The sequence below is a fragment of the Sinomicrobium sp. genome, assembly GCA_029266035.1.
Classification (GTDB): Bacteria; Bacteroidota; Bacteroidia; order Flavobacteriales; family Flavobacteriaceae; genus Sinomicrobium.
The window spans coordinates 15919-38181 of sequence record JAJUFH010000006.1 but is presented as its reverse complement, the minus strand read 5'-3'; the positions used below and the strand labels follow the sequence as shown (position 1 = coordinate 38181).

Below are 22263 nucleotides of genomic sequence, written 5' to 3'. Positions count from 1 at the left end.
TCTGTCCTTGATTTAATTAATCTTCCTATGTGTGTTTTTTGTTGTCAAAAAAACAGTGCTAAGCTATCAATTATGATAATATGTCAATGTTAAGAAAAATAAAAAAACATTCGTTAAACAATAAAATATTTGTTAAATATAAAAGTGTTTTTGATATAGCGCTGCAAAGAGGGGGCTTTGAAATTAAACAAAAATAATTTTCGGGTTTAATCAATTTATAGTATTATTGTGGAATAGAATAGAACAGACATGTGTGATGTGTTTATTTCATGTGTCGGAGGTGAAAATTGTTAATCAATATTATTAAAGTTATCCGGAAATGATTAAAGTCTTAACCGTCGTTTTAAAAAGGTTGATGATACCTGTAGTGTTATTGTGTGGGCTGCTTCAGGTTGCTGCTCAGGAGATTATTACTGTAGAAACAGCTGAAAATGCACTTGTATTTGAAGTGAATGAAGACAGCGAGTTAAATGCGATATACTTGGGAGAAAAATTACAGTACGACGAGTATAGCAAGATACCCGCTCAATATAAACAGGGGAGTAACTATACTGGAATATACGCTTCGGCTTATACCCCGGCGGGTTCTAAAAATTTTTTGGAGCCAGCCGTAGAGGTAACCCATGCAGATGGGAATATGTCGCTGAGTTTGGAATATGTCTCTTCTGAACAAAAAGAAGTGTCGCCTGGTGTGACCGAAACAATGTTTTTGCTAAAAGACAAGGTGTATGCTCTTGAGGTGAAGCTTTTTTATAAATCGTATGAGAAAGAAAATGTGATAGAAAGTTGGAGCCTTATTGAGAATAAAGCTGAGGGCGAACTGCAGTTGCGCAAATTTGCATCTGCCAATTTGTATTTGTACGGTAACAACGATTTTTGGCTGACTCACTACAGCGGGGATTGGGCTATGGAAATGAAGCCTGAAACTTCTAAACTGTCGCATGGTGTAAAGGTGCTCGACTCCAAACTCGGAAGCCGAGCCAATTTGTTTCAGCCCTCTGTTTTTACGGTGTCGCTTGGGGCGCCTGCCACCGAGGAATACGGCAATGTCTTGATAGGAGGGCTGGAGTGGTCTGGCAATTTTAGGAACGAGTTTGAGGTAGACCCATTAAACAATCTGCGGATTATTTCCGGTATTAACAACTACGCTACGGCATATACATTGGAAAAGGGAGAAAATCTGACCACTCCAAAATTCTGGTTTACTTTCTCTAATAAGGGCAAGGGCAATGCGAGCCGAAACATTCACCGATGGGCCAGAAACCACAAGGTGCTAGACGGACAGGGTTCGCGTTTAACCTTGTTGAACAACTGGGAAGCTACTTATTTCGACTTTAACGAAAAGAAGCTGAAAAAGTTGATTGGCGATGCCAAAAAACTGGGCGTTGACCTGTTTTTGTTAGACGATGGCTGGTTTGGGAATACCTATCCCCGAAACAACGACGATGCGGCATTGGGAGACTGGGATGTCAACCGCAAAAAACTGCCTAATGGCATAGGAACCCTAGTAGAAACGGCAAAGAAAAACCAAGTTAAATTTGGGATATGGATAGAGCCAGAAATGGTGAGTCCCGACAGTGAGTTGTACCACAAACATCCTGAATGGGTGATCAAACAACCGCAACGCGAAGAGTATTATTTTAGGAATCAGTTGGTACTCGACCTGTCCAATCCTGAAGTTCAAGAGTTTGTGTATGGAGTGGTAGATAATCTCTTTACCGAAAACCCCGAACTCGCATATATTAAATGGGATTGTAATGCTGTAATCTACAATGCGTATTCTGACTATCTGGGAGAAGATCAGTCCGAATTTTATGTCAGATATGTACAAGGACTTTACCAAGTTCTGGAAAAGATTAGAGAAAAATATCCCACAGTGCCTATGATGCTGTGTTCCGGTGGAGGTGGAAGAGTAGATTACGGGGCTCTGCAGTACTTTACAGAGTTCTGGCCTAGCGACAATACCGATCCTTTAGAGCGGGTGTATATGCAGTGGGAGTACTCATTCTTTTATCCTGCCATCACTATGGCTGCACATGTTACCGACTGGGGTGATCAATCGGTGAAATTCAAGACCGATGTGGCTATGATGGGTAAATTGGGCTTTGATATTGTGGTGAGTGAGCTGGAAGATAAGGAATTGGAATTTTGCAAGCAGGCCATAGCTAATTACAATGAGCTGGAAGATGTGATATGGCACGGCGACCTGTACCGGCTTCGAAGTCCGTGGGAAAACAATATCGCCTCGGTGATGTATGTAGGAGAGCAGCAAGAGGAGGCTGTAGTGTTTAGCTACCTGGTAAATTATCGCTACGAACAAGGGAATCCTACCCCTGTCAAACTCAAGGGGCTTGACCCAGACGCTAGCTATGCTGTCGAGGAGATCAATGTTTACCCAGGAGCTCAGCCCGTTTTCAAAAGTGAGATCTATACAGGGGATTATCTGATGAAAGTTGGGGTAAATCCGAATGTGAAAAAAGATAACCCAAGTGTGGTACTCAAATTAAAAAGGGTGGCTAAATAGGGTTTGTTTTAACAGAAGATAATATCTTAGTGGCAAAATACACAAGTTACATGGAGCAAGTGGTAAGACAGATTCGGGAATTGGAATCGGTTAATTCCCTGTCCAAACACGAGCAAATCGTGCAGGGGGTATTGAATGCCATTAATGAAAAACTGATCTCTAAAGGAGAGATGCTCCCTTCTGTAAACAAGATGATACAGGAGTTGGGCTTCGCCAGGGAGACCATTGTCAAGGCCTATAAAGAGCTCGTTCACAGTGGGATTATTGAGTCGAAAAACCGATTGGGGTATTTTGTAGCCACAGAGGATATTCAGCAAGAGTTAAAAGTGGCTCTGGTAATCTACGCCTTCGATATTTTTCAGGAGACCTTTTATGAGAATTTCAGAAAAGGGCTGGGCGAAAACATACAGCTGGACGTTTTCTTTCACCACAATAACTATGCTGCCTTCGACAATATAGTAAACAGCATAAGAGGAAAATACGGGATGTATGTCATAGCGCCCATCCCCAATGCCGATACCCCCGAACTGTTGAGTTTGTTGCCCGTAAACAGGGTGCTGCTGGTAGACCGCTATGTGGAAACGAAGGAGAATTATAATTATATAGTTCAGGAGTTCAGGAAGTCTTCTTACGAGGCCTTTTGTAAACTCAAAGACAAGATTGAGAAGTTTGATCAATTTGTGTTTTTCTTCAGAAAGGACAATTCTGCCGAACCTGTGGAAATTCTCGAATCTTTTAATGATTTTGTTCGAAAATACCGTATAAATGCGGTGATACGGGACAATTATGAGCCGGGATCTCTCGAAAAGGGCAAGGTCTATTTTACCATACACAACCTCGAGCTTTGGGAAATGTTGAAAGACACCAAAGCTAAAGGGTTTAAGTTGGGTAAGGATGTCGGATTTATATCGCATAATGACGACATCATCAAGGAAATTATATTTGATGGGGTGACCACATTTTCAACAGACTTTGCGCTTATGGGTAGTAAGGCTGCCGATTTTGTCTTGAATAAGGAAAAGGTCAACGAGGTGCTCCCAACCGTATTGATAGAGCGAAATTCACTATAGGCAATGGATGTTTCCACTGTTTCGAGCTTTATACTTTTTACCTTTATCGTAGCCTTTGTCTCTTGGTGGAAAACCAAAAAAAAGACTACAGAGACTACTACAGGCTTGTTTTTTGCCAATCAGAAAAACAGTTTTTGGGTGGTTGGAGGGGCTCTTTTCCTCAGCAATATAAGTGCCAACCAGTTTATAGGAGAGAACGAGTCTATTTATATCAACAATATGAGTGTCATGGCCTGGGGAGTCAGTTCTGTCTTGGCCATGTTGCTGGTGGCAGAGTTTTTTTTACCGGTGTACTTCCGTACCGGAGCTATGACCATTCCCGACTTTCTAGGCAAGAGGTACGATGCTTCTACAAAGCGGCTGGTATCTCTGGTGTTCCTAATCAGCTATATCGCAAACCTGCTTCCTGCAGTATTGTACGGAGGAGCGGTTGCTTTTACCGGAATGTTTGACTTTCTCGACTTTCTCAAGCTCACCTATTGGCAGAATATCTGGATTGTAGTGTGGGCAATAGGGGTGATTGGAGCGGTGTATTCCATATTAGGAGGACTGAGAGCTATTACCATTTCGGATAGTGTGCTCAGTATTGGTTTTTTGGTGATTGGAATAGCCTTTCCGTATTTCGGATTCAAATACCTTGGAGATGGTAATTGGGGGGAGGGCTTACAACAGGTGCTCGCCAATCACAAAGAACACCTGAACTCTATCGGGAGCGTTGGCGATGAAATTCCCTTCGGCACCATTTTTACAGGAATGTTTATTATCAATCTGTATTACTGGGGGATGGAACAATACATCGTACAGCAAGCCATGACCGCAAAAAATTTGTCTCATAGTCAGAGAGGAATGGCATTGGCTTGTGTGGGAAAATTACTGTGTCCTTTTCTCATCAACGTCCCAGGTATCATTGGAGTGCATCTCTACGACGATTTACCTCATACCGCAGCTGTATTTCCCTTGGTGGTGAGAGATACGCTGCCTGCGGTGATGACGGGTCTGACTGCAGCTGTAGTATTGGGTGCGGCCATAACTACATTTAATGCCGGGCTTAACAGCAGCAGCACCCTATTTATACTCAACCTTTACAAGCCTTGGATGAAATTGCGAGGTAGGAAGACTACAGAAGCTATGCTGGTGCGCAACGGAAAGCGATTTGAGATAGCGATTTCTCTATTGGCAATGTGTTGTGCGCCGTTTATCATGTTTGTAGATAGCGGTTTTTACACCTATTTACAACAGCTTACCGGGATGTTTTCGGTGCCCGTATTCACCATTATATTTATAGGTTTTGTAACTCGAAAGGTGCCTCCCGGAGCAGCAAAAACAGGATTGGTCTTTTTTATTCTCGCGTATTTTATCTGCAACTTTATATTGGATATTTCTCTGCATTACCTTCATTTGTTAGGGGTATTGTTTGTGCTAACCTCAGCTTGTATGTTGTTGTCTACACGGTGGTTCCCGAAGTATTGCTATCGAGAGAATGTAAGAACAGATATAGATCTCGCTCCGTGGAGATACCGGTATTGGGCTGCTTTTGTCTTGCTTTTGGCAATGGTGTTGGTCTTTGTCTTTTTTTCTCCCCTGGGAGTGGCCTAAACCCAAATCGCCCTCGAGAGCCCGTTTTGTTGTATAAACGAATAAAATAGCGGATTTTTTTTAATGAATTCTTAAAAAAGACTTAACAACGTATCGAAAATATTTGTATAATTGCATTGATAAAATAGAATAGTATAGCATAGGTTTATTGAGTTGGCTTTTTATGTCTGAGAAAACTTACTTTATCTGTGTTTTTTAAAGCTTTATCGATAATGATCTATTAATTAAATACAAGACTACTATGAAACTTCAAATTGGATGTCTATGTCTTTTATTTATATTGTTTGCCGGCAATGTGTTATTTGCCCAGTCCGTTGAGGGTACTGTGGTAGACGAAGAGGGTGTGCCCTTGCCCGGTGTTAATATTGTAATACGAGGCACAACTCAGGGGACCTCCTCCGATTTCGACGGTAATTATGTATTGCAGAATGTGCCTGAAAACGCTGTTCTGGAATTCAGTTATATCGGATTTAAAACGCAGGAGATACGCGTAGACGGGAAGACGACGATCAATGTGACTATGGCTTCCGATTCTCAACAACTGGAAGAGGTGGTCATCGTGGGTACTTCTATGAGAAAGGGAGATCTTACAGGGGCTATTGTCAATGTAGACAATGAAGTACTTGAAGAACGACCTGTAACCAGTATTAACGATGCGTTGCAGGGGCGAGCCTCCGGGGTGTTTATACAGGACGACCCAACACCGGGAGGAAATGCCAGTATTCGCATTAGGGGTAATAACTCTTTACAATACGGTGGAAACCCCATTTTTGTGGTAGACGGGGTTATTATGGACAACGACTTCAACCTGACCAACGTAAATGACGTAGCCTCGGTAAACGTGCTTAAAGATGCCAGTGCTACGGCGTTATACGGTTCGAGAGGAGCCAATGGGGTCGTAGTGGTTACGACTAAAAAAGGAGAAAGAGGAGAAGGCAAAGTAACTTATAAAACCTGGTTGGGAATACAGGAGTACACCAATTCTAATCTTTCCCTTGGTGCTCGAGATATGTTTGAGCTGAGGCTTGATGCCTTGGCAAACTCTCATGTTGCCGACGATTATTACACCGCCAACCCCGGTGCCAGTAGAGAGCAGTTTATTCAAAATGAAGCGCTGCCCAACTGGTTTGCCGATTACGAAAAAGATACCTATGCTGCCGGAAAGAGTTACAACTGGGTCGATGCCATTTCGAGAACAGCGGTTCAGCAAAACCACTCGCTCAGCTTCTCAGGAGGGTCAGACAAAGGGTCTTTTTACCTGAGTTTTGGGTATACCGACCAGCAAGGTTTGATAAAAAGATCGGGAAACAAGCGTTATACCGGACGCATCAATGCCGACTACCAGATCAAACCCTGGCTTAAGGTAGGTACCAATACTGCCTATACGCAATCTATCAGCCAAGAGTCGGTAAACGACGAAAACAGAACCGCCTTTGAAGATGCTCGCGAAGCAAACCCTTTGCTACCTATAGAGATGACGAGAGATAGTTTGTATCTCGGATGGGGTAATAACTGGGATATCAATATGGAAAACCCGATAAAAACCCTGACCATAGACCGAGACAGAACCCGAAGTAAAATTACGACTTCAAACTTCGCTGAGATTACACCTGTAGAAGGACTTAAAATCAGAACTACCTTTGCCATAGATCACGTAAGACAGGAGTTTTACGAGTATATCCCTTCAGATATTCAACAGGCTAAAAGAGATAACTTTGAGGGGCAGGCTAAACACAATTTCGATCAGGTAAATTATTTTCAGTGGGACAACTCCATCTCTTATGATACCAATTTTGGCAAGCATACCCTCAATACCTTGGTGTCCCATAGTATGAGTAAGTATCAGTTTAATTACTCCAATACTAGAGCCAGAAACTTCCCTATAGACGATTTTGGTTATCACGATATTGGAGGGGCATACGACAAGCCGAACTTTGAACTCGATTCGGATTTTTCGGGTTATACCTTGATGTCTTATCTCGGTAGGGTAAATTACAACTACGACAACCGCTATTTTGTAACCCTAAGTGGAAGATTTGACGGTTCTTCTCGTTTTCCTGACGGCAACCGCTGGGGCTTTTTCCCTTCGGTAGCGCTTTCCTGGAATGTGGTCAACGAAAACTTTATGGCAGAGCAGAATGTGTTCGATCTGCTTAAACTGCGATTGGGCTATGGTAGTGTAGGGAATCAGGACTTAGGGGATAAGTATTATGCGTTTTATAGCTTGTATGGTACAAGATATTCAGGTGGACAAAGTGAATTTGTGGCAGGAGACATAATGGGTAATCCCTTTTTGCAATGGGAGCGGCAGAGTCAGTTTAATATAGGAGTGGACATGTCATTCTTAAATAACCGACTGAATGTAAGCGCTGAATACTTTGATATTGTGAACTCCGATCTGCTTGTAGAACGCGACCAGACCAGTATGTATACTGGATTTAGTAAGCTTATTGCAAATGTAGGTGAGATGACCAACAGGGGAGTGGAATTGTCTGTGAATGGTGTTATTGTGGATAAGGAAGACTTTAAGTGGGATGCTGCAGTTAATTTTTCTGCAGATAAAAACAAGATTACCAAACTCTACGGAGATGCCAATGCCATATACAATACCGGAGGATTTACCAACAACGAGATACAACGAGATGGTAACTTTTTCCTAGGAGAGTCCCTGAATACCATATATACTTATGAATTTGACCGGATTATTCAACCGGAGGATATGGACTATGTAAACAGTCTTCAGCTCCCCGGAAAGACTCTGCGTCCCGGAGATATACTTCCCAAAGATCAGCAGGCTCCAGGTGAGCCAGGACACGGGATCATCGACGAGAACGACCGCGTTATCGTAGGAAAATCAGATCCTAAATTTTACGGTGGTTTTTCTACAGGGGTGACCTATAAAAACTTTTCGCTAAACACCGTGTTTACCTATTCGTACGGTGCCAAGAAAATAAGCGATTATTACGAGCGTTTGATGACTGGAACAGGCTTTTGGCCGGCGCATACAGATATGCTCAACCGTTGGACTCCAGACAATATGAATACCAATATACCGAGAGCAACCTACGACAATCCGCAGCGATTTGGTGCCGGAGACACCTCTTGGAGCTTGCAAGACGCCTCTTATTTAAGGCTTTCTACCATCACGCTAGCCTATAATTTTAAGGAGAACTTCCTCTCTAAAATAGGTCTTTCAAACCTGAGGGTTTACGTATCAGCAAACAACTTGGTTACCTGGACGAAGTACAAGGGTTACGACCCGGAAAACGGTGACTGGTATCCTACAGCCCGTATGTTTGTAACCGGATTGGATATTACTTTTTAATGCATCCTATTCTTAATGTATAAAACGACTCAAATGAAAAAGAATATAAAATACAGATTGGGATTGGCTTTGGTGGTGATTGCCGCTTTCCATTTACAATCTTGTTCCGATTTTCTAAGTGAAGAACCTAAAACAACACTTCCGGAAGAAGAGGTTTTCGGAGATGAGACCAATGCTGCCCTTGCCATATCCGGTCTTTACACCGACTGGAGAAGTACCCGACAAGACCGCAGTATGTTGTATCTCTCTATGGGATCTGACGAGGCCAAACAGGGAGGGCAACAGGTTGTGGAAAACAGTATGCAGGCCGCTTTGGATAAATACGACGGGGCAATGAGTGCTCCTAATACTGCCGTGACAGGAGAGTGGAATAAAAGAACTGAGATTGTACCTCTTGCTGCGAAAGCAGTGTATTATGCACCTAACGAGGACCTCAAGGCACAGGCTTCTTTTCTAAGAGCGGCAGTCAACTTCGAACTGGCGCAGTTTTGGGGACCTATTCCGATTGTTGAGTTAGATAGCATAAGGTATGAGAGACAACCTCTTCCAGACGTTTATGACTTTATTATACGCGACTTAGAATTTGCGGCAGAGCACCTTCCGCCTACCCAGGTTGAAAAAAAGCTGCCTACCAAAGGAGCTGCTCAGGCCTTGTTGGGCAAGGTGTATATGTATGCTCCTGAAGAATCAGGGGTTAGAGATTTTGAGAAAGCGATGGAGTACTTCGACTTGGTGATTCCAAACTATTCCCTGCTGCCTAACTATGCTGATTTGTTTGACACTACGCTCGACCAAAACAGCAGTGAGATTATTTACGCCTTCCAGTTCAGCAACATAGAGCCAGACAACAATATGGTGCAGAATCACGCTGGATCGCGGGCTGTGGCCGATCAAGATGTAAATGTTTATTACGGAGGATATGACCTCGCTATGCCTACTGAGTATTATTACGAAGACGTGTGGGAAGGTCTCACTGGAGATACGCGTAGAGATGCCAGTATCCGCTACGACTTTACCATGCCCGACGGGACTATACCTCCAATTACCTGGACCGGTCAGGCCGACGAGTTGGAACCTCATATCAAAAAATTTGAGGATGTTCGTACTCAAGGGATGAACTTCTGGTATTCAGGAGGGTTGATTTACTACCTGAGACTCGCCGATATACTGCTGCTTAAAGCAGAGTGTTTAAACGAGTTGGGAAGTACGACAGAGGCGGTAAATCTCGTAAACTCTACCGTGCGTGCAAGAGCCTTTGGAGGAAGTCTTACCACAGAAGAAGCCTGGCCTACCGGAATGTCTCAGGATGAGTTTAGAGTGAAGATTATGGACGAAAGAATGAGAGAGCTCGGCTTTGAGGGCTGGCGTAAGATGGATTTGATCCGTACCGGTAACTTTGTAGATTATATCAAAGAACGCAATCCTTGGGCAAAAGCGTCGGGAACAATACAGGAATTCCACAAACTGTGGCCTATACCCGATACTGAGATTAGGTTGAATGAGTATATTAACCCTGAAGATCAGAATCCAGGCTATTAAAAAGAATAAAATAAGGCTCGGTTTAAACAGATGACCGAGCCTTTTCAAAATACACCACTATGAAACACAATTTTGTAAACCTCGGAAGGGTACTGGCTGTTTTCGGCTTTTTCTTTTTGCTGGCTTCCTGTACCGAAAGTGATAAGGCTCAAAATCCGGAGCTGTCTTCAAAGGACGGACAGAATACCATAATTCTATCGCTGGATGAAAACGGATCACCTTATTACGAGGTAAAGAGAAATGGAGAAACCCTAGTCGGAAAGTCACCCCTAGGATTGGTACTTGCCGATCAGGATTTTACCAAAGGATTGACTATAACCGAGATTTCTCCGATAGAGGAAAAACGGGAAGAGTATCAATTGAAAGTGGCTAATCAGAAAGAAATTAGTCACTTGCTCCAACATCAGAGTATTACCCTAGCCAACAATTCAGGGGCTACTATAGTGGTCGACTTGGCTGCCGGAGAAGAAGGGGTTGCTTTCCGCTATCGCCTTCCCGAAGCGCAAGAAGGAGGACGTATCGTTAAAGAAGAAATTACCGGATTCCAGATAGAAGAAAATGCCAAAGGCTGGTTGCAACCCTATAATACTGCAAGCTATGTCACTCCGGCATACGAAGATTTCTATCTCAGCGTAAAGCCTGGAGATACCATCTCAGAACCTCGAAACCCTTCTGTGGGCTGGTGTATGCCGGCGCTCTTTCAGGTAAACGACCAAAAGAACTGGGTGCTTATCGCAGAATCTGCTACAGACGGATCTTATCCCGGTTGTCATTTAAGTCCGAATTCTGAAGGAGGCTTGTACACCATCACTTTTCCTAAACAAGATGAAAAATTTACACTTCCCATAGACGAAAATGCCGATGTTTTGCCAAAATACGATCAGGCGTGGACCATGCCGTGGCGGGTGTTTATCGTAGGAGATCAGGCTGGAGATATACTGCTTTCTACACTGATAACCGACCTCGCACCAGAATCGAAGATAGAAGATACCTCGTGGATAGAAGCCGGTAGAGCTTCTTGGTCTTGGTGGTCTGAACCGGATGATCAATCTCCCGAAATCTATAATGAGTTTACTGATTTTGCTGCCAATTTTGGCTGGGAGTACACACTTTTCGATGCCGGATGGGAAAAGGCAAACGAGAAAGATGGAATTATAGCCAAGGCTATAGCCAAAGGGGTTAAGCCTATGGTCTGGGGATATTCGTCAGACTACTTTAAACCAGAAGACAGAAGAAAACGCTTTGATGAGTTAGCTGCTATGGGGATTACTGCTGTTAAAATCGATTTTTGGTGTTCTGACCGTCAGGAAACGATGAATGCGTTGCAAGGGGTGTTTGAAGACGCTGCTGCAAGGCATTTAATGATCAACCTCCACGGCTCTACTATGCCGAGAGGCTGGCACAGAACCTGGCCCAACTTTATGACGGCAGAGTCTATCCTCGGTGCTGAAAGTTACTTCTATGAAGAGCGTTTCCCCGAAAAAGCCGCAGAGCAAAACACCGTATTGCCATTTACCAGAAACGTAGCTGGTCCTGCCGACTACACTCCGGTGGCCTTGACTATGCGTAAATTCCCTCGGATGAATACTGGAGTACACGAATTGGCTACTCCCATGATCTATACCTCAGGGATAATTCACTTTGCCGATTCTAAAAAGATGATTGAATCCCTGCCGGAAGATGTAAAGACATTGTTGAAAGAAATGCCTGCTACCTGGGATAAGACCGAATATATCGTGGCTGAACCGGGCGAGGCAATCGTGCTTTCACGCCAAAAAGATGCACTTTCTTATATCGTAGGGATAAACGGTACTGCAGAAGAGAATGAGGTAAAAATAGACCTCAGCAAATACAGTGGGGAGTACTCCCACTTCAGGATTATTACTGAAGGAGAGGATCCTTTGATGGACTTTGAAAGCAACACCTATCCCGTAGAAGGGGAGTGGTCATACACTATGGCACCTCGCGGAGGCTTTATCATTCAGTTTTTGAATGCTTCAAATTAAGAAGGCTGTAGAGGTATTTTGAGAATATTTTGTAAATCTCCGCGTAATATGTGTACTTAGGCTATTGCGACGGAGATTTACTGTTTTATATCTGGTGTAGTTTTAATCTGTAATAAGAACAGTTATGTCACTTTTTGCTAAAAGACAGTTTTTGATCTCTATCCTGTGTAGTGTCGCTTTCGGAGCGAATGCGGTATCACAGGAAAACGACAATGTGCTTTGGTATGCCGAGCCGGCCGGAATTTGGGAAGAAAGCCTTCCGCTTGGCAACGGTCGCCTGGGTATGACGCCCGATAGCGGAGTGGAAAAAGAGACCATTGTACTCAACGATATCACCTTGTGGTCGGGCGCACCGCAGGATGCCGACCGTCCTGATGCACACACTTATTTACCGCAGATCAGAGAGCTGTTGAAAGAAGGCAAAAACAAGGAGGCAGAGGCAATTATCAATACCCATTTTGTAGCCAGAGGAGAGGGTTCGGGTCATGGAAATGGTGCCAATGTGCCTTTCGGATGCTATCAAACGATGGGAAATCTCTATCTGGATTTTAGTTATGAAGCGGGTGGAGAAGCAGGTATTTCCGATTATATCAGGAAGCTAGACCTCAATACAGCTGTCGCTTACAGTAGCTTCCGCAAGAACGGAACGACGTATAGCCGTGAGTACTTCACCAGTTTTGACGACGATCTTGCAGTAGTAAAACTGACTGCCAACAGGACCGGAAAGATCAGTTTGAAAATCAGTATGGACAGGGAGGAGCGCTTCGAGACCTTTTTAAAAGACAGCATCCTAGTGATGAAAGGGCAGTTGAACAACGGTATAGATGGGGACGGAATGCGTTATATGGTAAAATTGCAGCCTGTATTACAAGGGGGAAGTCTTGAGGTTGAAGATAAGGCATTACACATTAAAAATGCCGATCAGGTGATCCTCTTTATATCGGCAGCTACCGACTACAAGCAAAACGCCTATGAAGTCGCAGTAGACAAGGAGTTGGAAGCCGCGAGTAAAAAGTCGTATACCCTACAAAAGAGCAATCATATAGCTCGTTTTTCAAGCTATTTTGACCGAGTAGATATAAAGTTAGGGTCCACCTCACGCGACGAGCTTCCTACAGACTGCCGTTTGGATCTCTTTTTGAAAGAGGGAGATAAAGATGACGGACTGGCCGCACTTTTCTATCAGTACGGTCGTTATCTCAGTATCTGTAGTACGCGTCCCGGACTGCTACCTCCAAACTTACAAGGGCTTTGGGCCAAGGAGGTACAGACGCCGTGGAATGGAGATTATCATTTGGATGTCAATGTTCAAATGAATCACTGGCCCCTCGAAACCGCAAATCTCTCAGAACTCAACCTGCCATTGAAGGATCTTGTAGCTGGAATGGTAGAACCCGGCGAAAAAACGGCCAAAGCCTATTACAATTCCGACGGTTGGGTAGCCCATGTGATTACCAATATCTGGGGCTATACCTCTCCGGGAGAGGAGGCTTCTTGGGGGATATCTAATGCTGGATCAGGCTGGCTGTGCAACAACTTATGGCAGCACTATCTGTATACCAAAGACGAGAAATATCTTCGGGAAATATATCCCATACTCAAAGGGGTAGCACAATTCTATTTGGATATGCTGATAGAAGATCCCGTAACAGGCTGGTGGGTAACGGCTCCTTCGGTTTCTCCCGAGAATACGTTTTACCTGCCCGACGGTTCACGTACCAATGTTTGCATGGGGCCTACTATAGACAATCAGATTGTCAGGGAACTTTTTACAAATCTACTCACGGCTTCGGAAGTAATCGGCGGAGATGCTGATTTCGATGCCGAATTAAAAGCAAAGGTGAACGATATCCCGCCGGTTGCTGTAATCGGGGAGGACGGACGAATTATGGAATGGTTGCGGCCGTATAAAGAGGTGGATGTGCACCACAGGCATATCTCACACCTATACGCACTGTATCCGGGCAATCTAATCACGCCGGAAGCTACCCCCGACTTGGCTGAAGCCGCCAAAAAAACACTGGAAATGCGCGGTGACGATGGTCCGAGTTGGGCCATTGCCTACAAGATGCTGTTCTGGACGCGTTTAAAAGACGGCAATCGAGCCTATAAGTTGTTGGCCAATCTACTTAGGCCCACCAAAGATATGGGTGTCAACTACGGAGATGGCGGAGGAGTATATCCCAATTTGCTGTCGGCCGGACCGCCTTTCCAAATAGACGGCAACTTTGGTGCTACAACTGCCATAGGCGAGATGCTGTTACAAAGCCATGCCGGACTTATAGAACTCCTGCCTGCACTGCCTGCACAATGGGCGGAATCAGGTAGTTTCAAGGGGCTTAAGGCTCAAGGGGGATATACGGTAGATTTAGAGTGGAAGCAGGGGAAAGTAACCCGATACAGGATTTATTCGGATGTTTCGGAACAGCTTGCTGTAAAGCTAAACGGAGAAGTCCAGACAGTAGAGACTGTAAAGCTTTAAGAAAATAGATAGGCTAACTCTTTTTTAAATCTTGTACAATGTACAATGCTTTGAATTTGCTGCTTTAGTACAGGAATGTCATTTACGGCAGTGTCCCAAATAGTGTCCAGCTGAAGCCCGAAATATTCATGGATCATAAAATCCCGCATCCCTTTCATTTCATTCCAGAATATTTCGGGATACTGTGATTTTAAATCATCTGAGATATGACTGGAAGCTTCACCTATAATCTCAAAATTTCTAATTATGGCATACTGCTCCACCCACTTTTTCTCAAAGTTGTCATAGGTATTGAGTAAATCGACCAATTCTTCAATTTTTCTAATGCCCATCTTCGATATGCTCTAGCCTAAACAAATTTTTGTCAACCTCCATAAATGATTTTTAAGTCATTCAAAATATAAGGTTTAATCTTGGGGTGGACATATTTTTCAGATACTAGGTCTACTTTTTTATGCAGTTTATCCTGTAATTCATGCTGTAGGCGGATCAACTTAAACAAACCAATAGTATCCTTGAAATGATACAATATATCTATATCACTGCTGCCCTGTTCCTCATTTCTGGCTACAGAGCCAAATATCCCGATTTTTGTCGGGTTAAAAGGCTTCATGGTATTGATGATAATATCTATCTGTTCTTGACTTAGCATAGTTCAAATTTAAGCATTTTTTCTGTGTTTGAGGGTTTTGCAAATTCACAAACAACTATTTGCTGAACAGTTCGTCGTCTATTGTTTTAGTTCGCTGGCTTGATAGACCTCCTTTTCTGCCTTGTAAATTCTAAACTGAACATCGCAGTCTTCGGGAACGTAGATAACGATCGGAAGTTTTCCGTTGTACCTCACCATTTCCGGTTGGGCAGACACAAATTTATGTACGGTCTTGTTGTCGGGGCAGGCCATACGGGTAGAGATTACGTTGCCGTTGGTCGTAAAAACATAGTAGTTGTACCCCCATCCTTCGAGGTTTTTTTCTTCTAAGGTTCCCTGAAGTCCGTGATGATTACAGCTGCCTACTTCCATCCATTTTCCTACCGTAAACTCAATTTTCTTTTCGGCGTCACTATCCGAATGAGGCACCTCTATTACCATCTGCTTAAAACCCTTTTCAGTTTTGGGATAGATGGAGAGGTCGGTTTTGGTAAGTGTCGATTGTGCCATAGCTCCCGTAAAGAGCAGCAATGCAATCAGGGATAAACCGGCTTGTTTGTATGCATTTTTTTTCATGATAAAAATTTTTGGATAAATATCAATATCTGTGCCATAGCGCAATCTGTTGTTGGTATATAAATTAAGGAGGGTGAAATATTGGTTTTAACAGTATCGCATAGTGATAATCGAATAGTATAGAGCCGTGAATTTAAGTTGTTTGAATATCTGGTTAAATTATAAGCCTATTTGTGTTAACCTTTTTTAGAAAAGAACATAAAATGGAAACCATCCGATAAAAGTACGGAAGTAACTGAACTTATTTATAGCTGTTAAATCTATACGCGATGAAAAGAATACTTATTATGCATCTTCTCCTGTTAATCTCGGTATTTTGGAGTATTACTGTAGCCCAACAGTTGAAACTGCCCAGTGTTACAGAGCCCGAAGACGATATAGAGCTAATTAGGATTCCGCTGCCGGAAATAGAATCCGAGTGGGGAGAAGGGCATATATATCAGACTAAAGACTGGAGTTGGATTGACATCACCGATCAGGATAGCCTTACCAGTTCTGTGGTTATCGTCGATCAGACAGAAAAGGGTGAAATAGACGCAACAGATTATAATACACCATTCGGTTTTTCTAAAACCTGGCTGTTTGTCGCTGGTAGCATTTTATTAGTTGTACTGTTGTTTTTCATCGGTTGGAATAGGAAAGTTCGCCATTCGAGTATCGAATAAAATAAGTAACCCCCCAATCTGTAGTAGACCTTAGATATAAAAGTTTAAACTCAAAAAATGATTACATTATGAAAACACTGACATTAACAATCGTTATGCTCTTGGTAGTATGCAATACTACCCAGGGTCAATTTTTAAAAAAACTAGGGAAAAGCGTAGAGAGAGCTGTAGAGAAAACCGTTTCTAATCGGGTAGAAAGAGAAGCCACAGAAGAAACAGAAGACGGTTTGGATGTCATTTTTGAGGGGGATAACAAAAAGGAGAAGCGCAATCGCAAGGCCTCAAAAAATGCGCAAAGCGAAGTGAATCAGACCTCTCAAGCAGGAGTAAGTCAGAATGCTATGGGTGGAGCGGTTGACGTTCCGGCTGAGTTTCACTTTAGCTACAAGGCTACTATGGATATCAGCAGTTCGGGAGAAAAGCAAGAAATAGTGTATTGGCTGCAACCCAAGGCTTCATACTTTGCCATACAATCGCCAACAGATGTATCGAGAAACGCAATCAGTGTACTGGATTTGAGAAACCAGACGATGGTGATGTATATGGATGAGGACGGAGACAAAAGAGGGATGAGTATGCAGTACAGCCGCAATGAGGTTAATAATAATGCCTCTGAAAACAAGGTGAAAATTAACGCCCTAGGGAAAAAGAACATACTCGGGTATAGTTGTTCGGGTTATAAAATGGAAGTGGAGGAGGGAGTTGCCACCCTGTGGGTTACCAACGCTCTACCCCTCAGTTTTTCGGGGATGTCGGATATGCCCAATGTACCGATGTCTGCTATTCCCAACGGTAAAGATGCTTGGGTGATGGAGCTGGAATTTGTCTCTAAAAAAGATGGAGAAAAAATGCAGATGGTTTGCAAAGACATTAGAAAGGAGGTCAAGAGCATAAAGTCTAGCGAGTATAACTTTAGCGGATTTTAGCTGATTTCACCCGGAAAGCGAAACACTTTGAGGAGATAGTGAGTCGGGTAAATCGATTAGAAGTGCTTTAAATTGCAGATTTTAATTATTTTTGATATATTTAACATTATACTTTACACCTTATGTATACGAAAAACCAACCATCGTTTTATCTGTTTGCAGTGCTATGCTGTGCCTTGTTTACGCTGTCTTGTTCAGACGACGACAAGAATAATAAGGGATCCGATTTGCTGACGACAGAAAACTACGCCTACGAAGGTGATATATACAAGCAGTACCTGACTGAAGCGTTGATCGATGTTGAGAAAGAGATCAATGCACTGCAGGATATCATAGACAACAATCAAGGAAATGCCCAAGTAGAGGAGGATTTAGAAGCTGCTTTGGAACAACAGTCCGCAATGAATGCAGAATTGGAAGGCATTGCCGATTTGGCCGGGATTATCATACGCGTATTTCCTATTCCTCGTCCGCCCAATCCTTGTAAGGAAACAGGATCTTGTTTCACACCCAACTTAAAGTATATAGTGTTCTCTGATAAGTTACGAAGTCTAGAGGTCAAGATTTACGACGAAGATGGGCAGCTCTTAGCCATAACGGACAAAGAAGAGCTCAGTCCTTTGCCCGGAGTAAACGAATTGCAATATCAAAAGATTGAGCTCGACAAAGAGTACACTGGGCCTATTACTCTTGATATTACGCGTATTGACACTCAAAATAAGGTAACTAACTATCAAACTCAGGGGAATATCAGCCACTGAGAACCTCCTTTTGTGTATGAGAAAAATTATTTTCTTTTGCATTTTATGGTCGCTAATAACGGTAAGAGCTCAGGGGTGATAGAGACTCGTTGGTTGTAGATGAACTGGTTCAAAAGGCTTATACTCATTTTTATACCGATCGGGATTCGGCTTATTACTATTTTAATCGACTCAAGCATTTCTATACTGAAAAGGAGGAGTGGGAGAATGTGGTTGTAGCTTATATAAGTATTAATCGGCTAGCCGGTTATCACTATAGCCTCGGCCTGATGAAGGAGAGCATAGACTCGCTCAGTGTGGTGTTTAAAAAGCATGACGCTTATTTACGACCTCTTCCCTACTATGATGTATACGCCCATTCTTTCTGCTACGATCAAGGGGTCTACTATTTTGAAATTCACGATTATCTGCAGGCGCAGCGGGCCTTTAAGGAAATAATCACCTCCCTTGAGGTGCAAGTAAATTCACCTATGAAGCCTGAAGAGATTGATTTGTTGTCTGGAGCTTATCGCTATTTGGCTAAAATGAATAGCGAGGAAGGAAAGTATGATGTGGCAGCACAGTTTTACAATCGGGATATTCGGTTTATCTCGGCCAAAAAGCCCGACGACCGAGATGCGCTCTTCAGCGATTACAGATTGCTGGCCGATTTGTACAAGCAGACAGGGCAGTTGGAAAAATCGACCCGATATTTCGACCGTGTATTAGATTTTAACCTCAGTAATGGTGGTAATCAAAACACTATTATTACTATTGCCCGATCTCTGGCAAGCAATCACCTCGCCCTAAATCAACCCGATAGTGCGCGATATTACCTGCGTATTTTGGAATCGAACTCAAATCCGGAACACCCGTTTAGAAACCAGTACCACGATGTAAAAGCGTCTATTTATCACGCAGAGCACCGAGATAACTTGGCGCTGCAGGAATACGACAAAGCTTTGTCGCTGACAAAGAAAAAGTGGGAGGGCAGGCCACATCCTGAAATAGCCGAATTCGACCACAAAATAGGATTGCTATACGACGCCAATCGCGATTTTACCACTGCACTGTTTCATTACAACAGGGCTCTTGAATTGTTGGGCGGATCGGAAGATAGGGTTTCGTTCAATAGGTTTCTTATGCTAAACGTGCTGAAAGACAAAGCCCGAATGCTCAATCGATCTGAACTTCCTGAACGCTACAGCCGGGCGATAGCAACGGTAGATACTGCTGTAGCGGTATTAGATCGTTTAAAGCCTTCTTTTAGGAGTGGAGCCGACAAACTCGCCCTGATAGACAATGCTTTTCCGTTGTTTGAGGCCGGTATAGAGGCGGCCTATTACCGTTACAATGCCACTCGCGATAACAGCTGGTTGAATCGCGCTTTTTATTACGCTGAAAAAAGCAAAAATGTATTGCTGCTCGAAGCCCTATTAGGGGCTAAGGCGACGCGTTTTGGCGATGTGCCGGAAGCCTTGTTGCGAGAGGAAAAAGAACTGAAGGCAGAAATAGGAAGGATAGAAAAAAATGTAAATACAGCCAAGCAAATCGACGATGTCCAAAGAGATCAGTTGTTTGTGTTAAAAAATCGCCACCGAGACCTGGTCAAAACCATCGAGACCGACTATCCGTCTTACTTCAACCTGAAGTACAACGCTGAGGTAGTTGCGACGAATACGCTTCAATCAGCTCTGGATCCCAATGCGGTTTTACTGTCTTATTTCTTCGGGGAGAAGGCTGTATACTGCATAGGTGTTTCCCGTCAAAAAACTGTGTTTCATAAAATCCCGGTCAGTCCGAATCTGAACGGGTTTATCACGAGCTACTACCAGGCGATCAGCAATCCGAAATCTGACACAGACAAATTGGCGCAGCAGTCGTTTGAGTTGTACCGCAGTGTTTTGGATGAACTGCTCCAAGCTTTTCCCGACAAAGACAAGTTGATTATAGCCCCCGACGGTTTGCTCAACTACATTCCGTTCGACCAGTTGAACACTGTGAGCAAGGGAGTTCGCTACCTTATCGAAGACCGAGTGGTGAGCTACGTTAATTCAGCGACCTTGCTGATGCAATTGTCCGAAAAAAATAGCAGCAATCAACGGGTTTTAGGAGTGGCTCCTCAATTTAAGGGTTCTGAATCAGGCGGACTGCTACCGCTGCCGAGCAATGAGAAAGAGGTAGCCTCGGTGTTGCGTTATTTTGAAGGGGAAGCTTTGGTTGGCAAGCGTGCTACCCTGTGCAATTTTGTATCTCAAGGTAGCGATTACGGTCTGCTGCACTTTGCTACCCATGCCGTGTTGAACGATAGTCTGCCCGAATTCTCCTATCTGGCCTTTCGTCCCGATGGAGCGGATGAACATTTGTTGTACGTCAGTGATTTGTACAATTTGAGTTTGAACAGCAGCTTAGTTACCCTTAGTGCCTGTGAAAGCGGTATAGGCGATTTGCGACGTGGTCAGGGTTTTATGAGCTTGGCACAGGGCTTTTATTTTAGTGGTGCCTCGGCTATAGCTAGTTCGCTGTGGAAAATTGACGATGCCTCTTCTGCAAAAATTATGGATCAGTTTTACAGTTATCTTTCCGAGGGGGACAAAAAAGACGTCGCCTTGCGAAAAGCGAAATTAGACTTTATCGCGGAAAACAGAGAAAATGCACTTTCCCATCCGTACTACTGGTCGGGATTTGTAATTTCCGGTAACACTGCTCCTGTAGTGAAAAGCAGGCTTAACGAGTGGTATATGGGCGTAGCTTTGCTCGTTGTAACCGGATTGGGCTTTGGCTTGTACCGCCGGAGAAAAAAGATGCCCTAATTCAGTTTGTCCAACAGAGCTTTTGCTTTATCCCGATTGTAGGTATAGTTGGCCATTAAGGTTTTTAAATGCTTGGCGGCATTGGTTTTGTCCTTTTGGTGCAGGTAGATAAGCGATAGGTACCAATGCGACTCCGCCACAAAACTTTGACCGTTTTCTACAATATCGGTAAAGTGTTGCAGTGCCTCGTCCCATCGACCGAGATTTAGAAGAGCTTGGCCTTCGTAGAAACCGATATAATCAGCGCGCAAATCGGCTGGGATTTGCTTAAATTTTTCAAGAGCTAAGCCGTAGTCTTCTGTCTCATAAGCTACAAAGGCCTGGCGTTCTACCGTATTTTCACTATCGCTCCGGGTAATGCTATACACGGTATTAGGATAGGTTTTAAAATTGTCTTCGTACAATGCAGAGTGATCGAGACCAAAAAAATGATAAAAGCCTGCCACACCTATCAGTAGCACCACAGAAGCGGCAATCGCTATATTTCGCGAGTTAAACCAGCTCGGTTTTTTAGTCTTATTTGGTATTTCTGCTTCGAATCCCTGTAGTTTTGCCTTTAGCTTTTCGTTTTCCGTTTTTTGGATTGCGTGTTTCAGGTTGACTTCAAACTCAAACTGTCGCCTAAAGTCGGCATCCGACTGCAATAGCTCGTCTAAGGCCTTCTTCTGTGATGGAGAAAGCGTATGGGAAAAGTAACGATATAACAAATCTTCCCTATTCATACTGTTTGCTGCTTGCATTTATCCGATCCCTTAAATTTTTCATACATCTGGATTTCTGGCTTTTAACCACGTTTTCGCTGTTGTAATCACCCAAATCCAAGATGTCTTTTATAGTATATCCGCGGTAGTAAAACAAAGTGAGCAGCTCCTGACATTTTTTTCCTAGGCTACCGAAGTGTTTTTGTACTAATAGCTGCTCTTCAGTCAACGATACATCTTCAAAATCTAATGGAGATGCCAAGCTCTCCTCATCTTTTACTACCGCGAAATCAAAGTTAGCTTCACTTTCCAATTTATTCTTTCTCATTCTGTCGTATATTAAGTGTTTGCCTATACTGAACAAATAGGTAGAGATGCTGCTCGTAAACTGTTTTATTTTACCCTCAACAATGTTGTTGTAAAACACAATATAGGCATCTTGATAGATGTCGACTGCGTCTTCTTCGGTCAACTGATAACGTTTTGAGAAGTTTAAAAACTTATCTCTATTTGCTTCGTAAACCTGTCTAAAAGCACTGTCGTCACCTTGTTTTAAGGCTTGGAGTATGTCATCAGTCCGTCTATACACCACTTAATGGATTCACGTGAAAAAAGTTAACTATCGGTTGTTACAAATTTAGCTTTTTT

16 protein-coding genes are annotated in these 22263 nt (G+C 43.3%); 11 read left to right on the top strand and 5 right to left on the bottom strand.

Annotated elements, in window-relative coordinates; all coding sequences use genetic code 11:
* Positions 1-319: 319 nt before the first annotated feature.
* The 7 genes from ACYZZR_RS05045 (at position 320) to ACYZZR_RS05015 (ending at position 14542) form a co-directional block, all read left to right on the top strand.
* Positions 320-2524: an alpha-galactosidase gene (locus tag ACYZZR_RS05045; RefSeq protein WP_461532912.1), complete on the top strand. Its 2205-nt coding sequence runs from the start codon at positions 320-322 to the stop codon at positions 2522-2524.
* A 50-nt stretch (positions 2525-2574) separates the two neighbouring features.
* Positions 2575-3594 carry a GntR family transcriptional regulator gene (locus ACYZZR_RS05040; protein WP_461532911.1) on the top strand — a complete coding sequence of 340 codons (1020 nt, stop codon included), beginning with the start codon at positions 2575-2577 and terminating at the stop codon, positions 3592-3594.
* Positions 3595-3597: 3 nt separating this feature from the next.
* Positions 3598-5190, top strand: a complete 1593-nt coding sequence (locus ACYZZR_RS05035) for a solute:sodium symporter family transporter (RefSeq protein WP_461532910.1) — start codon at positions 3598-3600, stop codon at positions 5188-5190.
* Positions 5191-5431: 241 nt separating this feature from the next.
* Positions 5432-8515: a SusC/RagA family TonB-linked outer membrane protein gene (locus ACYZZR_RS05030; protein WP_461532909.1), complete on the top strand. Its 3084-nt coding sequence runs from the start codon at positions 5432-5434 to the stop codon at positions 8513-8515.
* 33 nt (positions 8516-8548) lie between these two features.
* Entirely contained in the window at positions 8549-10054 is a 1506-nt protein-coding gene (locus ACYZZR_RS05025; protein WP_461532908.1) for a RagB/SusD family nutrient uptake outer membrane protein, read from the top strand.
* A 59-nt stretch (positions 10055-10113) separates the two neighbouring features.
* Positions 10114-12060 carry a glycoside hydrolase family 97 protein gene (locus tag ACYZZR_RS05020; RefSeq protein WP_461532907.1) on the top strand — a complete coding sequence of 649 codons (1947 nt, stop codon included), beginning with the start codon at positions 10114-10116 and terminating at the stop codon, positions 12058-12060.
* Between the two features lie 124 nt (positions 12061-12184).
* Positions 12185-14542, top strand: a complete 2358-nt coding sequence (locus ACYZZR_RS05015) for a glycoside hydrolase family 95 protein (protein WP_461532906.1) — start codon at positions 12185-12187, stop codon at positions 14540-14542.
* Here ACYZZR_RS05015 and ACYZZR_RS05010 read toward each other — a convergent pair.
* The 3 genes from ACYZZR_RS05010 to ACYZZR_RS05000 all read right to left on the bottom strand — a co-directional run bounded on the left by ACYZZR_RS05010 (position 14539) and on the right by ACYZZR_RS05000 (position 15770).
* A complete protein-coding gene (locus tag ACYZZR_RS05010; protein WP_461532905.1) occupies positions 14539-14874 on the bottom strand; it encodes a HepT-like ribonuclease domain-containing protein in 336 nt (111 codons plus the stop codon). The genes ACYZZR_RS05015 and ACYZZR_RS05010 overlap by 4 nt on opposite strands.
* Positions 14875-14906: 32 nt before the next feature.
* Positions 14907-15194: a nucleotidyltransferase family protein gene (locus ACYZZR_RS05005; RefSeq protein WP_461532904.1), complete on the bottom strand. Its 288-nt coding sequence runs from the start codon at positions 15192-15194 to the stop codon at positions 14907-14909.
* 78 nt (positions 15195-15272) lie between these two features.
* Positions 15273-15770 (bottom strand): ecotin family protein, encoded by a 498-nt coding sequence (locus ACYZZR_RS05000; RefSeq protein WP_461532903.1) that lies wholly within the window; start codon positions 15768-15770, stop codon positions 15273-15275.
* Between the two features lie 269 nt (positions 15771-16039).
* Here ACYZZR_RS05000 and ACYZZR_RS04995 point away from each other — a divergent pair, with 269 nt between their 5' ends.
* The 4 genes from ACYZZR_RS04995 (at position 16040) to ACYZZR_RS04980 (ending at position 20914) form a co-directional block, all read left to right on the top strand.
* Positions 16040-16435 carry a hypothetical protein gene (locus ACYZZR_RS04995; protein ID WP_461532902.1) on the top strand — a complete coding sequence of 132 codons (396 nt, stop codon included), beginning with the start codon at positions 16040-16042 and terminating at the stop codon, positions 16433-16435.
* A 68-nt stretch (positions 16436-16503) separates the two neighbouring features.
* A complete protein-coding gene (locus ACYZZR_RS04990) occupies positions 16504-17361 on the top strand; it encodes a DUF4412 domain-containing protein (protein ID WP_461532901.1) in 858 nt (285 codons plus the stop codon).
* Positions 17362-17483: 122 nt separating this feature from the next.
* Positions 17484-18122: a hypothetical protein gene (locus ACYZZR_RS04985; RefSeq protein ID WP_461532900.1), complete on the top strand. Its 639-nt coding sequence runs from the start codon at positions 17484-17486 to the stop codon at positions 18120-18122.
* A gap of 89 nt (positions 18123-18211) precedes the next feature.
* A complete protein-coding gene (locus ACYZZR_RS04980) occupies positions 18212-20914 on the top strand; it encodes a CHAT domain-containing protein (protein ID WP_461532899.1) in 2703 nt (900 codons plus the stop codon).
* Here ACYZZR_RS04980 and ACYZZR_RS04975 read toward each other — a convergent pair.
* A complete protein-coding gene (locus tag ACYZZR_RS04975) occupies positions 20911-21636 on the bottom strand; it encodes a tetratricopeptide repeat protein (RefSeq protein WP_461532898.1) in 726 nt (241 codons plus the stop codon). The two genes, ACYZZR_RS04980 and ACYZZR_RS04975, sit on opposite strands and share 4 nt — an antisense overlap.
* Positions 21629-22204: an RNA polymerase sigma factor gene (locus tag ACYZZR_RS04970; RefSeq protein ID WP_461532897.1), complete on the bottom strand. Its 576-nt coding sequence runs from the start codon at positions 22202-22204 to the stop codon at positions 21629-21631. Before ACYZZR_RS04970 ends, ACYZZR_RS04975 begins: the two co-directional genes overlap by 8 nt.
* Between the last annotated feature and the right edge of the window lie 59 nt (positions 22205-22263).